The organism is Pseudomonas sp. AIG (assembly GCF_977020205.1).
In genome coordinates this window covers 16,462-32,773 of the sequence record NZ_CDROCK010000067.1, presented here as the reverse complement: position 1 = coordinate 32,773, position 16,312 = coordinate 16,462, and the positions used below count along the sequence as shown (strand labels likewise).

Sequence of the window (16,312 nt, the reverse complement as noted above, 5' to 3'; positions counted from 1 at the left end):
CCCCGGATCGATCCCGGAGCGAAGGAACCCCGAGCCCCAGCGAGCGGGCCGAACGTCAGGGCAAAGCCTTTTGGGTTACCTTTTCGGCGCTTGGAAAAGGTGACTCGCCGTAAGGGCGAAACCGCCAGCGGCAGCCCCCGAAGAAACGGATATTCACAAAGAACACCCAGAGCATGGTCGGCCCGAAGGCCGCCACGTCACAAAAGAATCAAGCGTCCCTACGCACCCGGAACCAAGCCGCATACAACGCCGGCAAAAACAACAGCGTCAACGCCGTCGCAACAATCAACCCCCCCATGATCGCCACCGCCATCGGCCCAAAAAACACACTGCGCGACAACGGAATCATCGCCAACACCGCCGCCAACGCCGTCAACACAATCGGCCGAAAGCGCCGCACCGTCGCCTCGATAATCGCCTGCCAAGGCTTAAGCCCCGAAGCAATATCCTGCTCGATCTGATCCACCAGAATCACCGAATTACGCATGATCATCCCGGACAGCGCAATCGTCCCCAACATCGCCACAAACCCGAACGGCTGGCGGAACACCATCAAAAACAACGTCACCCCGATCAACCCCAACGGCGCCGTCAAAAACACCATCGCCGTACGCGAAAAACTGCGCAACTGCACCATCAACAGCGTCAGCACCACCACGATAAACATCGGCACCCCGGCATTCACCGACTTCTGCCCACGCTCGGAATCCTCCACCGTGCCGCCGACATCCAACAGATAACCATCCGGCAACTCGGCGCGAATCGAATCCAGCGTCGGCATGATCTGCTTGACCAACGTCGCCGGCTGCTCCTTGCCATAAATATCGGCACGCACGGTCACGTTCGGCAGACGATTGCGATGCCAGATAATCCCTTCCTCAAAGCCATATTCCAGCGTGGCAATCTGCGACAACGCCACACTGCGGCCGTTATCCGTCGGCACCGCCAGACTCGGCAACAACGACAATTCAGTTCGCTCATGCACCGTGCCGCGCAGCAGAATCTCGATCAACTCATTGTCTTCGCGATACTGACTGACACTCGACCCGGTCAACGAACTCTGGAGGAATTTGGCCAGATTGGCCGTACTCACACCCAGCGCCCGGGCGCGATCCTGATCGATATTCAGATAAACAACCTTGCTCGGTTCTTCCCAATCCAGGTGCACATTGACCACGTGCGGATTCTCGCGAACCTTGGCCGCCACTTTGCGCGCCAACGCGCGGACCTCTTCGATGTGTTCACCGGTGACGCGAAACTGCACTGGATAGCCGACCGGTGGACCGTTTTCCAGACGCGTAACCCGCGAACGCAAGGCCGGGAACTGCTCGTTGAGGGTTTCGATCAACCAGGTGCGCAGTGCTTCACGCTCTTCGATGGTTTTCGCCAACACCACAAACTGCGCAAAGCTCGCCGCCGGCAATTGCTGATCCAGCGGCAAATAGAAACGCGGCGAACCGGTGCCGACGTACGCCACGTAATTATCGATGCCGGCGTGATCCTTGAGCATCGCCTCAAGCCGTTTCACCTCACCGGTGGTATTGGCCAGCGATGCGCCTTCGGCCAGTTTCAGATCGACCATCAACTCCAGTCGATTGGAAGCCGGGAAGAACTGCTGCGGGACGAAGCGGAACAACATCACCGAGGCGACAAACAACCCCACCGTCAGCACGATCACGGTCTTGCGATGCATCACGCACCACTCCACCAGCCGCCGAACCCGCTGATAAAACGGCGTGCCATACGGATCGGGCTGACCATCGCCAGTGCCGTGTTTGGCCGCATGAATTTTCGCCAGATCCGGCAGGAGTTTTTCCCCCAGATATGGCACGAACATCACCGCCGCCACCCAGGACGCGAGCAACGCGATGGTCACCACCTGAAAGATCGAACGGGTGTATTCGCCGGTGCCGGACTGCGCGGTGGCAATCGGCAAGAACCCGGCGGCGGTAATCAACGTACCGGTGAGCATCGGGAACGCAGTGCTGGTCCAGGCATAACTCGCCGCACGGATGCGGTCGAAGCCCTGCTCCATTTTGATCGCCATCATTTCCACGGCAATGATCGCGTCGTCCACCAGCAAGCCCAGCGCCAACACCAACGCGCCAAGGGAAATCTTGTGCAGGCCGATGCCCAGGTAATACATGCAGGCGAAGGTCATCGCCAGCACCAGCGGAATGGTCAGCGCCACGACCATGCCGGTGCGCACGCCGAGGGAGAAGAAGCTCACCAGCAAGACAATCGCCAACGCTTCGACCAGTACCTGAACAAACTCGCCGACCCCGGTTTTCACTGCCGCCGGCTGATCGGAAACCTTGCGCAATTGCATGCCGGCCGGAAGATTTTTCTGGATGCGCGAGAACTCGCCTTCCAGCGCTTTGCCAAGCACCAGAATGTCACCGCCATCCTTCATTGCCACGGCCAGACCGATCGCGTCTTCGCCCATGAAGCGCATGCGCGGCGCCGGTGGGTCGTTGAAACCGCGACGCACATCGGCGACATCGGAGATGCGGAACGTACGATCGCCGACGCGGATCGGAAAATTCTTTATCTCATCGACTGTCTGAAAATTCCCCGAGACCCGCAGCTGCAAGCGCTCGCTACCGGTTTCAAAGAACCCGGCGGTCGACACCGCGTTCTGTTCTTGCAGCGCTTGCTGCACCGCTGCCAGCGGCAAGCCGAGGGTCGCCAGTTTAACGTTGGACAGCTCGACCCAGATCTTCTCGTCCTGCAAACCGAGCAGGTCGACCTTGCCGACATCCTTGACCCGCTGCAGCTGGATCTGGATGCGATCGGCGTAATCCTTGAGCACGGCGTAATCGAAACCGTCGCCGGTCAACGCGTAGATATTGCCGAACGTGGTGCCGAATTCATCGTTGAAGAACGGCCCCTGAATATCCGGCGGCAAGGTCTGACGAATATCGCTGACCTTCTTGCGCACCTGATACCAGAGGTCGGGGATTTCCTTGGAATGCATCGAGTCGCGGGCGATGAACGTAACTTGCGATTCACCGGGGCGCGAGAACGAGACGATACGTTCGTACTCACCGGTTTCCATCAGCTTCTTTTCGATGCGTTCGGTGACCTGCCGCGAAACTTCCTGCGCGGTCGCACCCGGCCAGCGGGTCTGAATGACCATGGCTTTAAAAGTAAACGGCGGGTCTTCGCTCTGGCCGAGTTTGGTGTAGGACAACGCACCAACGATGGCTAGAAGAAGCATCAGGAACAGTACGATCTGGCGATTACGCAGCGCCCATTCGGATAGGTTGAAGCGCATCGGGGCTTACTCCTTGTCCGCCAGATTGACCACACGGTTGGAGCGATCCACCGGACGCACCTGCTGCCCTTCGAGCAACACATGCACGCCGGCCGCCACCACCCAGTCACTGGCGTTCAAGCCTTCGAGCACCGGCACGGTTTTTTCGCCGAACGGGCCGATGCGCACCGGGGTTTTCTTCAAGGTGTTGTTGCCATTGACGACCCAGACGTAGGTCGCGCCGTTTTCGGCGGTGAGTGCCGAGAGCGGCACCGACAGGGAAACGCTGTCGGCCGACTGCACGAACACACGGGCGCTCTGGCCCAGTTCGGCCGGGACTTTGCCGCCGGTGAAGGAAATGCGCGCGGCAAAGGTGCGCGAGCGTGGATCGGCGGCGGGCGACAGTTCGCGGATCTGCCCGGCGAAACGCTGATTCTGTTGCGTCCACAGTTCGACGGTCACTGGCTGACCGACCTTGAAGCGGCCGAAGCTCTGCTCCGGCAGGCTGATCAGCACTTCGCGCTCGCCATCGGTGGCAAGAGTAAACACTGTCTGCCCGGCGGCAACCACTTGGCCGACCTCCACCGAACGCTTGGCCACCACGCCATCCTGCGGCGCACGCAGCACCGCGTAACTGGCCTGATTGGTCGAGACGTTGAATTCAGCTTTGATTTGTTTGAGCCGGGCTTCGCCAGAGCGATAGAGGTTTTCGGCGTTGTCGTAGGCCGAGCGACTGACCATCTGCCGATCCATCAGGGTCTTGTAGCGATCGCGCTCGGCACGCACCAGATTCAAATTGGCTTCGGCGGCAGCAACCTGGGCACGGGTGGCTTCCAGTTGCAGGCGCACGTCCTGTGGATCGAGTTCGGCGAGCGGCTGATCGGCCTTTACGCGTTGGCCTTCATCGACCAGTCGTCGGCTGACTTTGCCGCCAATGCGGAACGCCAGATCGGGTTCGTAACGGGCGCGCACCTCGCCCGGATAACTTTCCATCGCCTGCGCCGAAGGCTCTGGCTGCACCACCATGGCCGGTCGCACGGTGACTTGCGTCGCCTCTTCCTGACCACATGCTGACAAAAGGAACGCCAGACTCACTGGCAACGCGAGGGACAACGCATGGCGGAACATGGTGACGGACCTTTCGCTAATGGTGCTTGGAATAATTATACTGGCGGGTATGTTATTAATAGCAAACTCACCAGTCCAGTATTAAAAGCGAAGAATGTCGAACAATCTTTCAGCTCCAAACGGTCCGGGCCGCCCCAAGGATCTGGCCAAACGCCAGGCAATCCTCGAGGCGGCGAAAATTCTGTTTCTGAGTCATGGCTACGCCAACACCAGCATGGACGCGGTCGCCAGCGAGGCGGGTGTGTCGAAACTGACGGTCTACAGCCATTTCAACGACAAGGAGACGTTGTTCTCCGCCGCCGTGGTGGCCAAATGCGAGGAACAATTACCGCCGCTGTTCTTCGAATTGCCCGAAGGCATCGCCGTGGAAAATGTGTTGCTGAACATTGCGCGCGGCTTCCATCACCTGATCAACAGTGATGAATCGGTGAATCTGCACCGCTTGATCATGGCGCTGGGCAGTCAGGATCCGAAGCTGTCGCTGATCTTCTTCGAGGCGGGTCCGCAGCGCATGGTGCAAGGGATGGAGCGGCTGTTGACGCGCATCCACGAGACCGGTGCGCTGAGCATCGATCTGCCGCGCAATGCCGCCGAGCATTTCTTCTGTCTGATCAAGGGTGCGGGGAATTTTCGGCTGTTGTATGGCTGTGGGGAGCCGTTGAGCGAAGAGGCTGCAGAGAGCCATATTGAGGAAGTGGTGGGGTTGTTTATGCGAGCTTATCGACCCTGACAGCTTTGCGGTGTCTGGGCGGACGCCTTCGCGAGCAGGCTCGCTCCCACCTTGGAATGCATTTCAAATGTGGGAGCGAGCCTGCTCGCGAATGGGGGCGCCTCGATCTCAGGGCTTGAGCGCTTTCTTCGGGTAAATGTCATAGCGGCTGGATTTGCCATCCAGCGCGTGGCTCGGCTTCGGCCCTTCAATGCACGGCGCCTTGCGCGGCCGCTTGACCACCACCCGGTGCGTGGCCAGTGCCAAAGCAGCCTGCAACAGCGCCGGCGCATCCGGATCATCGCCCACCAGCGGCCGGAACAGACGCATCTCCTTCTTCACCAACGCAGTCTTCTCGCGATGCGGAAACATCGGATCGAGATAAATCACCTGCGGCGCCTCACCCTCCCAGTTCTGCATGACCTCGATGGAGTTGCCCTTGAGCAACTTCATCCGCGCCACGATCGGCGCCACATCGAAATCCTCCGCCGCCCGCGCCAGACCATCCTCCAGCAGCGCGCCAATCAGCGGCTGGCGCTCGATCAGGCTCATTTCGCAACCGAGACTGGCCAGCACGAACGCATCCTTGCCCAGTCCCGCCGTGGCATCCAGCACGCGCGGGCGCACGCCTTGGGCAATGCCGACAGCCTTGGCAATCATCTGCCCGCTGCCACCACCGTATAAGCGCCGGTGTGCCGCGCCGCCCTCGACGAAGTCGACGCGCACCGGCCCCGGTGCGTCCGGGCCAAGCTGTTGCAACTGCAAACCCTGCTCGCCGACCTGCAAGGCAAACTCGCCATCCGCCACTTCAAGCGGCAGGCCCAAGCGCTCGGCCCACTGCCCGGCTTGCGCTTCAAACGTAGGGCCGAGGGCCTGAACATGGATGCGGCAGGCCGCGGGTTGCTCAATCATGGAAAACACGCTCAAAAATTCAAGGAGCGGCAAAAACCGCCGATAACTCATTCAACGCGCATTTTGCCAGAGCTGAGCGTCAACCGAAAAAAATGTCAGGCATTCTTCCCACATCGATTGGCTACATTTCGCCCCATGGCGACTTTAGCCGTCACAATACTCAAGCACTGAGCGGCGTCAGTCACCTGTGGCAGGATTTCTTTGCCCAGGCGCTGGCCGAACAGACGAGTGAAGTGGTGCCTGCCTGCGGTACATTTCCGCCGGTTGACCTGAACAGCCCGGAAGAGCCGACCATCGGCAGTGAGCTGCACGCGCACATCATCAGCCAGCGCGAGTGCGACGTGGTCGAAACCGAAGTGCGTCCGCCAGAGCCGCTGTTCCTGCCGATCGCCGAGTTCGAAATGGACTTGCTGGACAAGCCATTCCCACCGTTCCCGCCTGAAGAACTCAAGGCTCAGCAAGAGCAACAGGATTTCGACAGCAGTTGGGTGCGTCCGGTGGTGATCAACAATGGTCAGCCCGTTCCAGAGCCTGGCCCGGCACCGCAGAAGAAACCGCTGTACCTGCCAATTGCCGAATTCGATCTGGATCTGTTGCAAAAGCCTTATCCGCCATTCCCGCCGGAAGAAATCGTCGAGCAACAGAAAGCGCTGGACTTTGATAACGGCTGGGCACGCCCGATCGTTCTGCAGAACCTGCGCCTCGCCGCTTAAACCTCAACGACACACGCTCCAGCGCCCGACATCGACATGAAAGTGATTGCGGTGGGCGGCGTTGTAATCCGGGCTCAACACCACACTGAACGCCTCGCAGGCGCCGTCGCGCACCTGACGCAGAAACTGCGCATCCTTATTTTGCTTCGGCCAATCCTTGAGTACGCTGATGCTGCGGCCGTCGGCCAGCCGAAAACCGCCAATGTCCAATGCATCGGCGCTGGCATGACGGCTGAGCGCCCCGCTTTCGCGGTTGTAGACATTGCGGCAGGCGAAGCTGCCGAGGTGATCAAGGCGTGCAACCTTCTGCCCGTAAACGGATTGTGCAGCAGGTTGCAGCGTGTGCTGTTCAAACATCGCGTAGGCCACCGCCAGCGGACAACTGGCGAGGAAACTGCTGCTCAGCGCCACCTCACCGCCCTGTACGCGCAAGGCACCGATCAACGGGCACTTGGCGTCCGGGCTGTCGGCTTGTCGCGTGACGCGAAGATCAGAGCTGTTCAACGCCTGGGCACAGAGTTCGGGGTCACTGCGCAAACGCATCAGTTTGTAGCCGGTCAGCCAGTTGGGCGCGGCGTTTACATCCAGTGGCGCCCATGGATTCCATGACGGCGGCACGTCCAGCCAACCGCGCCACACACTGATCAACGCGCCGCCAGTGATCAGCAACACAGTTAGCGCGATCCACCGCCCCATGCTCAGCCTTTGAAGAATTGATTGGCTTTGGCGTACGGCATCGACTGCGAGGTAAACCCGAAAGTGCCGGATTGCTGGATTTCTTCAGCGGCACGGAAGAATTCGCCGAACGCCGCCAACGCCAGTGCCGAACCGGTACTGATCCGGCGCACGCCCATTTCCTGCAACTCCTGCACGGTCAGTTTCAAACCGCCGGACATCAGCACATTGACCGGTTTCGGCGCCACCGCACGCACCACTGCCAGCACTTCTTCGGCGTTGCGCAAACCCGGTGCGTACAACACGTCGGCGCCGGCCTCGGCAAAGGCCTGCAAGCGGCGAATGGTGTCGTTGATGTCGGGATTGCCGTGCAGGTAGTTTTCCGCGCGCGCCGTCAGGATGAAGGGGAATGGCAGCGTGCGCACGGCGGCGACGGCGGCTTCGATACGTGCCACCGCGTGTTCGAAGCAATAGATCGGCGCATCCGCGCGGCCCGTCGCGTCTTCGATCGAACCACCCACCGCACCCGCCTCTGCTGCGCGAAGCAGGCTTTTTGCAGCCTCGGCCGGGTCATCGGCAAAGCCGTTTTCCAGATCCACCGCCACCGGCAAATCGGTCGCGGCGACAATCACGCGGACATTGTCCAGAGTCTCATCGAGACTTAACGCACCATCAGCCTTGCCCTGGGAAAACGCATAACCGGCGCTGGTCGTTGCCAAGGCCTGATAGCCAAGGCTGGCGAGCATCTTCGCGGAACCTGCATCCCACGGATTGGGAATGACGAAGACTTGCGTACGCTCGTGCAACGCTTTGAAGGCGTGGGCTTTACGGACTTGTTCTTGAAGGGCTGAGGCATCCATCGGCAGGCTCCAGGGCAGGAAAAAATCCGCCTCAGAGCAGGCCAAGTTGCTCGGCGGCGGGCTCTCTGTATAGCTCAGGCAGCGCTGGCAGGCCAGGCAAACGTTGCATCAGTTGTGCGTGAAAACGTTGCGCCAGCTTCGCCGCGAGGAGGTTGTCGGCAGTGTGCAGGAAGATGTACGGCGTACGGCCCTCTTCAATCCACTCGGCAATTTTCGCCACCCACGGCACAAGGAAAGTATCGTTAGCCTCAAGCTCGGGATGACCGATGAAGCGCACTTGCGGAAACTGTGTGAACGCCGCCGGGCGCGTCGGCACTCGCGGCTTTTTCGATTGCGCGTGAATCACCGAAGACTCGGTCGACAGGCAACTGAACAGCGCACGCGGATCCAGGCAAATGCGTTCAACGCCACGGTCCAGCAGCAGGCGATTGAGCAGACGTTCGCTTTCGCCCTTGGCGAAGAACTGTTCATGCCGCACTTCCACCGCCAACGGGCAATCCAGCGCATCGATGAACGCCGCCAGTTCCGGCAGCCGATGCGGCGTAAAGCTTTTCGACAGTTGCAACCACAGCGGCGAGACACGCTGACCGAGGGGCTTGAGTAATTGCAGGAAGGTTTCGGCGGCGGTCAGTTGCTCGCGCAGATCACCGCTGTGACTGATGTCGCCGGGGAATTTGGCGGTGAAGCGAAAGTGTGCGGGCATGACCTCGGCCCAACGCTGCACAGTGGCGGGCGATGGACTGGCGTAGAAGGTCGTGTTGCCTTCGACGGCGTTGAACACTTGCGAATAGAGACCGAGGAAGTCGGAAGTTTTTGCGTCTACCGGATACAGATATTCGCGCCAGGCGTTTTCGCTCCAGGACGGGCAACCGAGGTAGTAAGGCAAATCCATCAGATGTACAGATCGAGGCCCAGCACGTCCGCATCCCAATCGACAAAACCGGCAGTGCTCAGGTAGCTGGCCAAGGCCATCGCTACGCTTTTTTTCATCGCACGGTGGTAGATCATGTCTTGCTGACGGGCAGGCAGATTGCTCAGGCGTTGTGCCGAGGCTTTGGCAGCGCGGGCGGCCAGTTGCTCTTCAGTCGGGAATTCCAGCTCGCCGTCGATATCGTCGACGGATTCATCCAGCGCCGCATTGCCTTTGCGAGGCTTGCGCTTGATGGGGTAGGACTGAGAGGAAAGGCCGTCTATACGCATAATTTCATGCTCGGTATCGATGATGGCAATTTAGCGGCACTTGACCGACTTAGCAAACCGCCGAGTGATAACTAGAACACATAAAGCGCAAAAGGTTTAAAGCGCGGGGTTAGAAACTGACGATTGGCAGACTTCTGGCAGCGCACTGCCCACTGTGGGAGCGAGCTTGCTCGCGAAGAGTTCTGCACATTCAACATTGATATAGGCTGACACGACGCCTTCGCGAGCAAGCTCGCTCCCACAGGGAATGTGTTGAATCAACGAGCCTTGGGGGTAGCGACTTTATCGCGCAGGTAAACCGGCTGCGCGTCGTCCGCCGGGATCGACTCGCCGCGCTCCCAGGCAAAACGCGCCAGGGTCAGCAGGTCTTCGGCGTGGGGCAACATGCCGGCGTCGGAGCCTGTCAGATTGACCGCGATGCGCTCGGCATAACCCCAGCCGGTGCCGGCACCGAACCAGTCGCCACTGGCATCGGCCGGCAGCGCCGCGACTTCTGGCGGCAATACCGCTTCGGCACCCACCAGGCGCATTTCCCCCGCCGTCTCGCGGTAGCAGCTCCAATACACTTCATCCATCCGCGCATCGATGGCCGCCGCGACCTGGCTCACGCCATGTTCACGAAAGGCACGCTGCGCCAGCACCGCCAGGTTGGACACCGGCAGCACCGGACGATCCAGCGCGAACGCCAGGCCCTGCACCACACCAATGGCAATCCGCACACCGGTAAACGCACCTGGGCCGCGACCGAAAGCAATCGCATCGACCGCCTGCAACGTGGTGCCGGCGTCGGCCAGCAGTTGCTGGATCATCGGCAGCAGCTTCTGCGCATGCAGGCGCGGGATCACCTCGTAATGGCTCGTGACCTTGCCGTCATGCAGCAAGGCAACGGAGCAAGCTTCAGTCGCGGTGTCCAGGGCCAGCAAGGTGCTCATCGATGTTTCCAAAACAGGGGTGGGAAAAAGTGCGTCAGTATAAACAACTACGGCCCGCAAGCGGGCCGTGGATGATGCTGCGGTTCAGACTTTTCAGCTCAGCGCGGCCAGCACCTTGGCGGTGATCGCATCGACCGAACCAACGCCCGGGATGTGGCTGTACTTCGGCTTGCCAGCGTTTTTCGCGGAGAGGTTCTGATAGAACTCCACCAAAGGCTTGGTCTGCGAGTGGTAGACCGACAAGCGATGACGCACGGTTTCTTCGGTGTCGTCCTTGCGCTGTACCAGCTCTTCGCCGGTGATGTCGTCTTTGCCAGCGATTTTCGGCGGATTGTAGACGATGTGGTAAACGCGGCCGCTGGCTTCGTGAACACGACGACCGGCGATGCGTTGCACGATTTCTTCGTCTTCAACAGCGATTTCAACCACAGCATCCAGCTCGACGCCGGCAGTCACCAGGGCTTCAGCCTGCGGAATGGTGCGCGGGAAGCCGTCGAACAGGAAGCCGTTGGCGCAGTCAGACTGAGCGATACGATCTTTGACCAGTGCGATGATCAGGTCATCCGACACCAGGCCGCCGGCATCCATGATGCTCTTGGCTTGAACGCCCAGCGGAGTACCGGCCTTGACCGCTGCACGCAGCATGTCGCCGGTGGAAATTTGTGGAATGCCGAATTTTTCGGTGATGAACTTAGCCTGAGTACCTTTACCGGCCCCGGGAGCTCCCAGCAGAATGACGCGCATTAGATGTGCTCCTCAATTTTTTTATAAAAAGCTTTTACAAAACAAAGGATTCGCCTCTTGGGACGAATCCTGAAAATACGGGTCGTGGCCGCATAAACGGCCAAAGGCTGATCAAGATACACAGCAGGCTGCGCCCACACAAGACGCCAAAAGTCGGAGAAACCGACGCCCCCCGCGACCTCGCGACGCGGTGACCCAAGTCGCAACCCCATCATTAACTGTCGCCTGGCGGCACTTCCCCCCGTCAGGCAAAGCGGCATCCGGCGTTTGTGTCCGGTGCCGCGCGCCACGACAAAAACGTTAGCCGGTATTTCGCAAACCGGCGGCAATCCCCGCCACAGACACCAGCAACGCCTGTTCCACCGGGCTGCCCTGCTCGACATCCTGCTGCCGCGAACGGGCCAGCAGTTCAGCCTGCAATAGATGCAGCGGGTCGAGGTAAGTGTTGCGCAGACGGATGAATTCGAGGGTGTCCGGGCTATGTGCCAGCAGCTGCGACTGGCCAGTCAGGCCGAGCACCACTGCGCACGCCTGCGACAATAGGTCGCGTAACTGCGCGCCCAACGGCAGCAGATCCGGCTCGACCAGACGCTGATCGTAGGACAGGGCGATATCCGCGTCAGCCTTGGCCAGGACCATTTCCAGCATGTCGATACGGGTGCGGAAGAACGGCCACTGTTCGCGCATCTGCCCGAGCAACTCGCCTTCGCCACGTTCCAGCGCTTTGCTCAGCGCCGATTCCCAACCGAGCCACGCTGGCAGCATCAGCCGCGTTTGCGTCCAGCCGAAGATCCACGGAATCGCCCGCAGACTTTCGATACCGCCGGCCCGGCGCTTGGCCGGACGACTGCCGAGTGGCAAACGCCCCAACTCCTGTTCCGGGGTGGACTGGCGGAAGTACTCGACGAATTGCGGATTTTCCCGCACCACCTGGCGATAAGCACTGACTCCGTCAGCGGCCAATTCGTCCATCAAGTGACGCCATTCCGGCGTTGGCGGCGGTGGTGGCAACAGTGTTGCTTCAAGCACCGCCGCCAGATACAGATTGAGATTCTGCTCGGCGATGTCCGGCAAGCCGAATTTGAATCGAATCATTTCGCCCTGCTCGGTGGTGCGGAAACGCCCCGCCACCGACCCCGGTGGCTGCGACAGAATCGCCGCGTGCGCCGGGCCACCGCCACGTCCTACGGTGCCTCCACGACCGTGGAACAACAGCAGTTCGACTTGTTGCTCGCGGCAGATTTCGACCAAACGTTCCTGCGCGCGATACTGCGCCCACGCGGCCGCCGTGGTGCCGGCGTCCTTGGCCGAATCGGAGTAGCCGATCATCACTTCCTGCGGACCTTGCAGCCGTGCGCGATAACCTGGAAGCAGCAACAACCGCTCCATCACCGGCCCGGCGTTGTCGAGGTCAGCGAGGGTTTCGAACAGCGGCACCACGCGCATCGGCCGCAACACCCCGGACTCTTTGAGCAGCAGTTGCACGGCGAGCACATCGGAAGCCGCGCCGGCCATGGAAATCACGTAGGAGCCGAGCGAAGCGCCCGGTGCGGCGGCGATTTCCTTGCAGGTGTTGAGCACTTCAGCGGTGTCGGCCGACGGCTTGAAATGTGCTGGCAGCAGTGGCCGGCGATTGCTCAGTTCGCGGGTCAGAAAGCTGATGCGTTGCTCTTCGTCCCAATCTTCGTAGCGACCGAGGCCGAGGTAATCGGTGATTTCGGTCATCGCCGAACTGTGGCGCGACGAGTCCTGACGCACATCCAGACGCACGAGGAACAGGCCGAAGGTCACCGCCCGACGTAGACAATCAAGCAGCGGGCCATCGGCAATCACGCCCATGCCGCATTCGTGCAGCGAGTTGAAACACAGCTCCAGCGGATCGAGCAGATCGCGGTTGTTGTGCAACACATCGGCCGGCGCTGGTGTCGGTGCGGTCAGCGCGGCGTGTGCCCAGTTGCGCGTCGCACGCAAGCGCTCGCGCAATTGTTTGAGCACCGCACGATACGGTTCGGCACTGTCGCCAGCCTTGGCTTTGAGGGCTTCGCTGGCCTGCTGCATCGACAGTTCGGCAGCGAGGTGATCGACATCACGCAGGTACAAATCGGCGGCCATCCAGCGCGCCAGCAGCAACACTTCGCGGGTCACGGCAGCAGTGACATTGGGGTTGCCGTCACGGTCGCCGCCCATCCACGACGCGAAGCGAATCGGTGCCGCTTCCAATGGCAGACGCAGGCCCGTCGCTTCAAACAAGGCTTTGTCGGCCTTGCGCATATGGTTGGGGATCGCTTGCCACAGCGAATGCTCAATCACCGCGAAACCCCATTTGGCTTCGTCGACCGGTGTCGGACGCGTGCGGCGGATTTCTTCGGTGTGCCAGGCTTCGGCGATCAGGCGTTGCAGGGTGTTTTGAATCTGTTCGCGTTCGGCGCTGGTCAGGTCGCGATGATCTTGCGCCGCGAGTTGCCCGGCGATCGCATCGTATTTCTGGATCAGCGTGCGTCGCGCGACTTCGGTCGGGTGCGCGGTCAGTACCAGTTCGATTTCCAGCCGCGCCAGTTGCCGGGCCAGCGACTCGGCGCTGTGGCCTTCGTTACGCAAACGCGCGAGCAATTCCGGCAACACCCGAGATTCGAACGGCGCCGGCTGCGACTCTTCGCGCCGATGAATCAACTGATACTGCTCGGCGATGTTCGCCAGATTGAGAAACTGGTTGAACGCCCGCGCCACCGGGAGCAACTCGTCCTCGCTCAATTGATTGAGGCTGGCGCTCAGTTCAGCGTCCATCGAGCCACGGCGGTCGGCCTTGGCGCCCTTGCGAATCTGCTCGATCTTGTCGAGAAAGGCTTCGCCGTACTGGTCTCGAATGGTGTTGCCCAACAGCTCTCCGAGCAGGTGAACGTCTTCGCGCAAGCGTGCATCAATATCGGTCATCAGCAATTCCCCAGCAGTAATCCGGACGGCTTAGAAACGAGTGCATGACCTAGAGAGTGCCGCTCTACGACGCTTCTTACAAGCAGCCGACCAAGGGACTTTAAACCTTGCGGACAAAAGCTAGTCTCAACAGTAAGCCGTACAACGGCTTGCCGCCGGCGCTGCCGGACACTCACCCAGGCCTGCCATGAGCAGGCGCGAAATGAGGTCATCATGAAAATTCGTGAACTCGCCCAGCATTGGGAAGAAAACGCCAAGGGTCGCCTGACCGACACGGGCTACACGATTCATCTGGACGTCGAGGCCGCTGCGCGCCTGGCGGCGATTGCCGAGATGTACCCGAAACGGCATGCCGAAGAACTGCTCGGCGAACTGATTGGTGCGGCGCTTGAGGAGTTCGAAGCGAGCCTGCCGTATGTGAAGGGGTCGACGGTGGTGGCGACGGATGAGGAAGGTGATCCGTTGTATGAAGATGTCGGGCCGACGCCACGGTTTTTGGCGTTGTCGCGGAGGCATTTGCATGACCTCTCGGCCACTGCCGGCAAGCAAAAACATTAACTTCTAACACCTCAAAACCTGTGGGAGCGAGCTTGCTCGCGAAGGCGTCGGCACATTAGAAATGACTGTGTCTGAACCACCGCTTTCGCGAGCAAGCTCGCTCCCACCGGGATCTACGACTTGCTGAAAAACCGCATGAAATTCATCTTAAATACTCCCGCGCGTACCGCTCCACCCCGCCAAAGTTCCCGCTCTAGAGCCTTGTCCATTCGGTCAAAAATTATTTAGGCGATAGGCCATCTTTTCTGAACTTTTGAAAAATCACGCCGGTCGGAACCTGTAACCACGCCTGGAACGAGCGTTTCAAAAACGCGCTTTCACACGTCGCTTGCGGCTCCTCGACCAGGATGGATTCAGTTGTTTTCAGGAGATGCCTAATGGAGTTGAAGACCATGAAAAACCAAACCACATTTGCACACTTGCGCGGTCTGAAACTGGCCGCTCTGGCCATCGGCACCAGTTTCGTGCTGGCCGGTTGCGCCGGTAACCCACCGACCGAGCAATACGCCGTCACCCAATCGGCGGTGAACAGCGCAGTCAGCGCCGGCGGTACCGAGTTCGCTGCGGTTGAGATGAAGCAAGCGCAGGACAAACTGAAACAAGCCGAAATCGCCATGCACGACAAGAAGTATGACGAAGCGCGCACCCTGTCCGAGCAAGCCGAGTGGGACGCTCGTGTAGCCGAACGCAAGGCTCAGGCCGCGAAAGCCGAACAGGCTGTGAAGGATTCCCAGAAAGGTGTTCAGGAACTGCGTCAGGAAAGTCAGCGCACCGTGCAGTAAGCGCGCATCCCGACCGCAAAGCTGAAACTTTTATCGATAGAAAGGACGAAAAATTATGCGTAAGCAACTGATGATCCCAGCTCTTCTGGCCGCAAGCGTTGCCCTGGCTGCGTGCTCCACTCCACCTAACCCGAATCTGGAAAACGCCCGCACCAACTACGCCGGCCTGCAAGCCAACCCGCAGGCGAGCAAAGTCGCGGCGCTGGAAACCAAAGACGCCAGCGATTACCTGGACAAGGCCGACAAGGCTTATCTGGACAAGCAAGACGCGGCCAAGGTTGACCAACTGGCTTACCTGACCAACCAGCGTGTGGAGGTGGCCAAGCAGACCATCGCCCTGCGCACCGCTGAAAACAATCTGAAGAACGCCGCTGCCCAACGTGCCCAGGCGCGTCTGGATGCCCGTGACCAGCAGATCAAGCAGCTGCAGGACAGCCTCAACGCCAAGCAGACCGATCGCGGTACGCTGGTGACTTTCGGCGACGTGCTGTTCGCCACCGACCGTGCTGACCTGAAATCCAGCGGTCTGGTCAACATCAACAAACTGGCGCAGTTCCTCCAGGAAAACCCGGATCGCAAAGTGATCGTCGAGGGTTACACCGACAGCACCGGTTCTGCCAGCCACAACCAGTCGCTGTCCGAGCGTCGCGCCAACTCCGTGCGCACCGCACTGGTGAAAATGGGCGTTGATCCAGCGCGTATCGTCACCCAGGGCTACGGCAAGGAATACCCGGTTGCCGAGAACGGCAGCGTCTCCGGCCGTGCGATGAACCGTCGTGTGGAAGTGACCATTTCCAACGACAACCAGCCGGTAGTGCCACGTTCGGCGGTTAGCTCGAACTAAGCAGCACGCTGTAACGCAAAAGCCCCGTCTGAGTGATCAGGCGGGGCTTTTTTTGTGAGGCTGAAATG

General features: G+C 60.1%; 15 protein-coding genes. 5 read left to right on the top strand and 10 right to left on the bottom strand.

What is annotated here, in order from left to right:
• Positions 1 to 208: 208 nt before the first annotated feature.
• Positions 209 to 3,277, bottom strand: a complete 3,069-nt coding sequence (locus ACWR1S_RS27830) for an efflux RND transporter permease subunit (RefSeq protein WP_454565741.1) — start codon at positions 3,275 to 3,277, stop codon at positions 209 to 211.
• A 6-nt stretch (positions 3,278 to 3,283) separates the two neighbouring features.
• Complete coding sequence (locus ACWR1S_RS27825; protein WP_150749458.1) at positions 3,284 to 4,384, bottom strand: efflux RND transporter periplasmic adaptor subunit; 1,101 nt, start codon at positions 4,382 to 4,384, stop codon at positions 3,284 to 3,286.
• 94 nt (positions 4,385 to 4,478) lie between these two features.
• Between ACWR1S_RS27825 and ACWR1S_RS27820 the strand changes: the two genes are divergently transcribed.
• The gene (locus ACWR1S_RS27820) at positions 4,479 to 5,114 is read left to right on the top strand and encodes a TetR/AcrR family transcriptional regulator (RefSeq protein ID WP_454565740.1); all 636 of its coding nucleotides are present in this window, start codon (positions 4,479 to 4,481) and stop codon (positions 5,112 to 5,114) included.
• Between the two features lie 108 nt (positions 5,115 to 5,222).
• On the opposite strand, the gene ACWR1S_RS27815 is transcribed toward ACWR1S_RS27820, so the two are convergent.
• A complete protein-coding gene (locus ACWR1S_RS27815; protein ID WP_454565739.1) occupies positions 5,223 to 6,005 on the bottom strand; it encodes a class I SAM-dependent methyltransferase in 783 nt (260 codons plus the stop codon).
• A 92-nt stretch (positions 6,006 to 6,097) separates the two neighbouring features.
• Between ACWR1S_RS27815 and ACWR1S_RS27810 the strand changes: the two genes are divergently transcribed.
• Positions 6,098 to 6,718: an energy transducer TonB gene (locus ACWR1S_RS27810; RefSeq protein ID WP_454565738.1), complete on the top strand. Its 621-nt coding sequence runs from the start codon at positions 6,098 to 6,100 to the stop codon at positions 6,716 to 6,718.
• A 3-nt stretch (positions 6,719 to 6,721) separates the two neighbouring features.
• On the opposite strand, the gene ACWR1S_RS27805 is transcribed toward ACWR1S_RS27810, so the two are convergent.
• The 7 genes from ACWR1S_RS27805 to ppc all read right to left on the bottom strand — a co-directional run bounded on the left by ACWR1S_RS27805 (position 6,722) and on the right by ppc (position 14,060).
• Entirely contained in the window at positions 6,722 to 7,414 is a 693-nt protein-coding gene (locus ACWR1S_RS27805) for an extensin-like domain-containing protein (protein WP_454565737.1), read from the bottom strand.
• Positions 7,415 to 7,416: 2 nt separating this feature from the next.
• Positions 7,417 to 8,253 carry an isocitrate lyase/PEP mutase family protein gene (locus ACWR1S_RS27800; RefSeq protein WP_454565736.1) on the bottom strand — a complete coding sequence of 279 codons (837 nt, stop codon included), beginning with the start codon at positions 8,251 to 8,253 and terminating at the stop codon, positions 7,417 to 7,419.
• A 31-nt stretch (positions 8,254 to 8,284) separates the two neighbouring features.
• A complete protein-coding gene (locus ACWR1S_RS27795) occupies positions 8,285 to 9,145 on the bottom strand; it encodes a DUF72 domain-containing protein (protein ID WP_454565735.1) in 861 nt (286 codons plus the stop codon).
• Positions 9,145 to 9,453 (bottom strand): hypothetical protein, encoded by a 309-nt coding sequence (locus ACWR1S_RS27790; RefSeq protein WP_454565734.1) that lies wholly within the window; start codon positions 9,451 to 9,453, stop codon positions 9,145 to 9,147. Before ACWR1S_RS27790 ends, ACWR1S_RS27795 begins: the two co-directional genes overlap by 1 nt.
• Before the next feature lie 257 nt (positions 9,454 to 9,710).
• Positions 9,711 to 10,385 (bottom strand): tRNA (adenosine(37)-N6)-threonylcarbamoyltransferase complex dimerization subunit type 1 TsaB, encoded by a 675-nt coding sequence (tsaB, locus tag ACWR1S_RS27785; RefSeq protein WP_454565733.1) that lies wholly within the window; start codon positions 10,383 to 10,385, stop codon positions 9,711 to 9,713.
• A gap of 93 nt (positions 10,386 to 10,478) precedes the next feature.
• A complete protein-coding gene (adk, locus tag ACWR1S_RS27780) occupies positions 10,479 to 11,129 on the bottom strand; it encodes an adenylate kinase (protein WP_454565732.1) in 651 nt (216 codons plus the stop codon).
• Between the two features lie 300 nt (positions 11,130 to 11,429).
• Positions 11,430 to 14,060, bottom strand: coding sequence for a phosphoenolpyruvate carboxylase (gene ppc / locus ACWR1S_RS27775; protein WP_454565731.1), 2,631 nt, complete (start codon positions 14,058 to 14,060; stop codon positions 11,430 to 11,432).
• Positions 14,061 to 14,273: 213 nt separating this feature from the next.
• On the opposite strand from ppc, the gene ACWR1S_RS27770 reads away from it, so the two are divergent.
• From ACWR1S_RS27770 to ACWR1S_RS27760, 3 genes are all read left to right on the top strand, one after another.
• Entirely contained in the window at positions 14,274 to 14,618 is a 345-nt protein-coding gene (locus ACWR1S_RS27770; protein ID WP_038357825.1) for a hypothetical protein, read from the top strand.
• Between the two features lie 377 nt (positions 14,619 to 14,995).
• Positions 14,996 to 15,400, top strand: coding sequence for a DUF4398 domain-containing protein (locus tag ACWR1S_RS27765; RefSeq protein WP_016983303.1), 405 nt, complete (start codon positions 14,996 to 14,998; stop codon positions 15,398 to 15,400).
• Positions 15,401 to 15,455: 55 nt separating this feature from the next.
• Positions 15,456 to 16,244, top strand: coding sequence for an OmpA family protein (locus tag ACWR1S_RS27760; protein ID WP_454565730.1), 789 nt, complete (start codon positions 15,456 to 15,458; stop codon positions 16,242 to 16,244).
• Positions 16,245 to 16,312 lie beyond the last annotated feature (68 nt).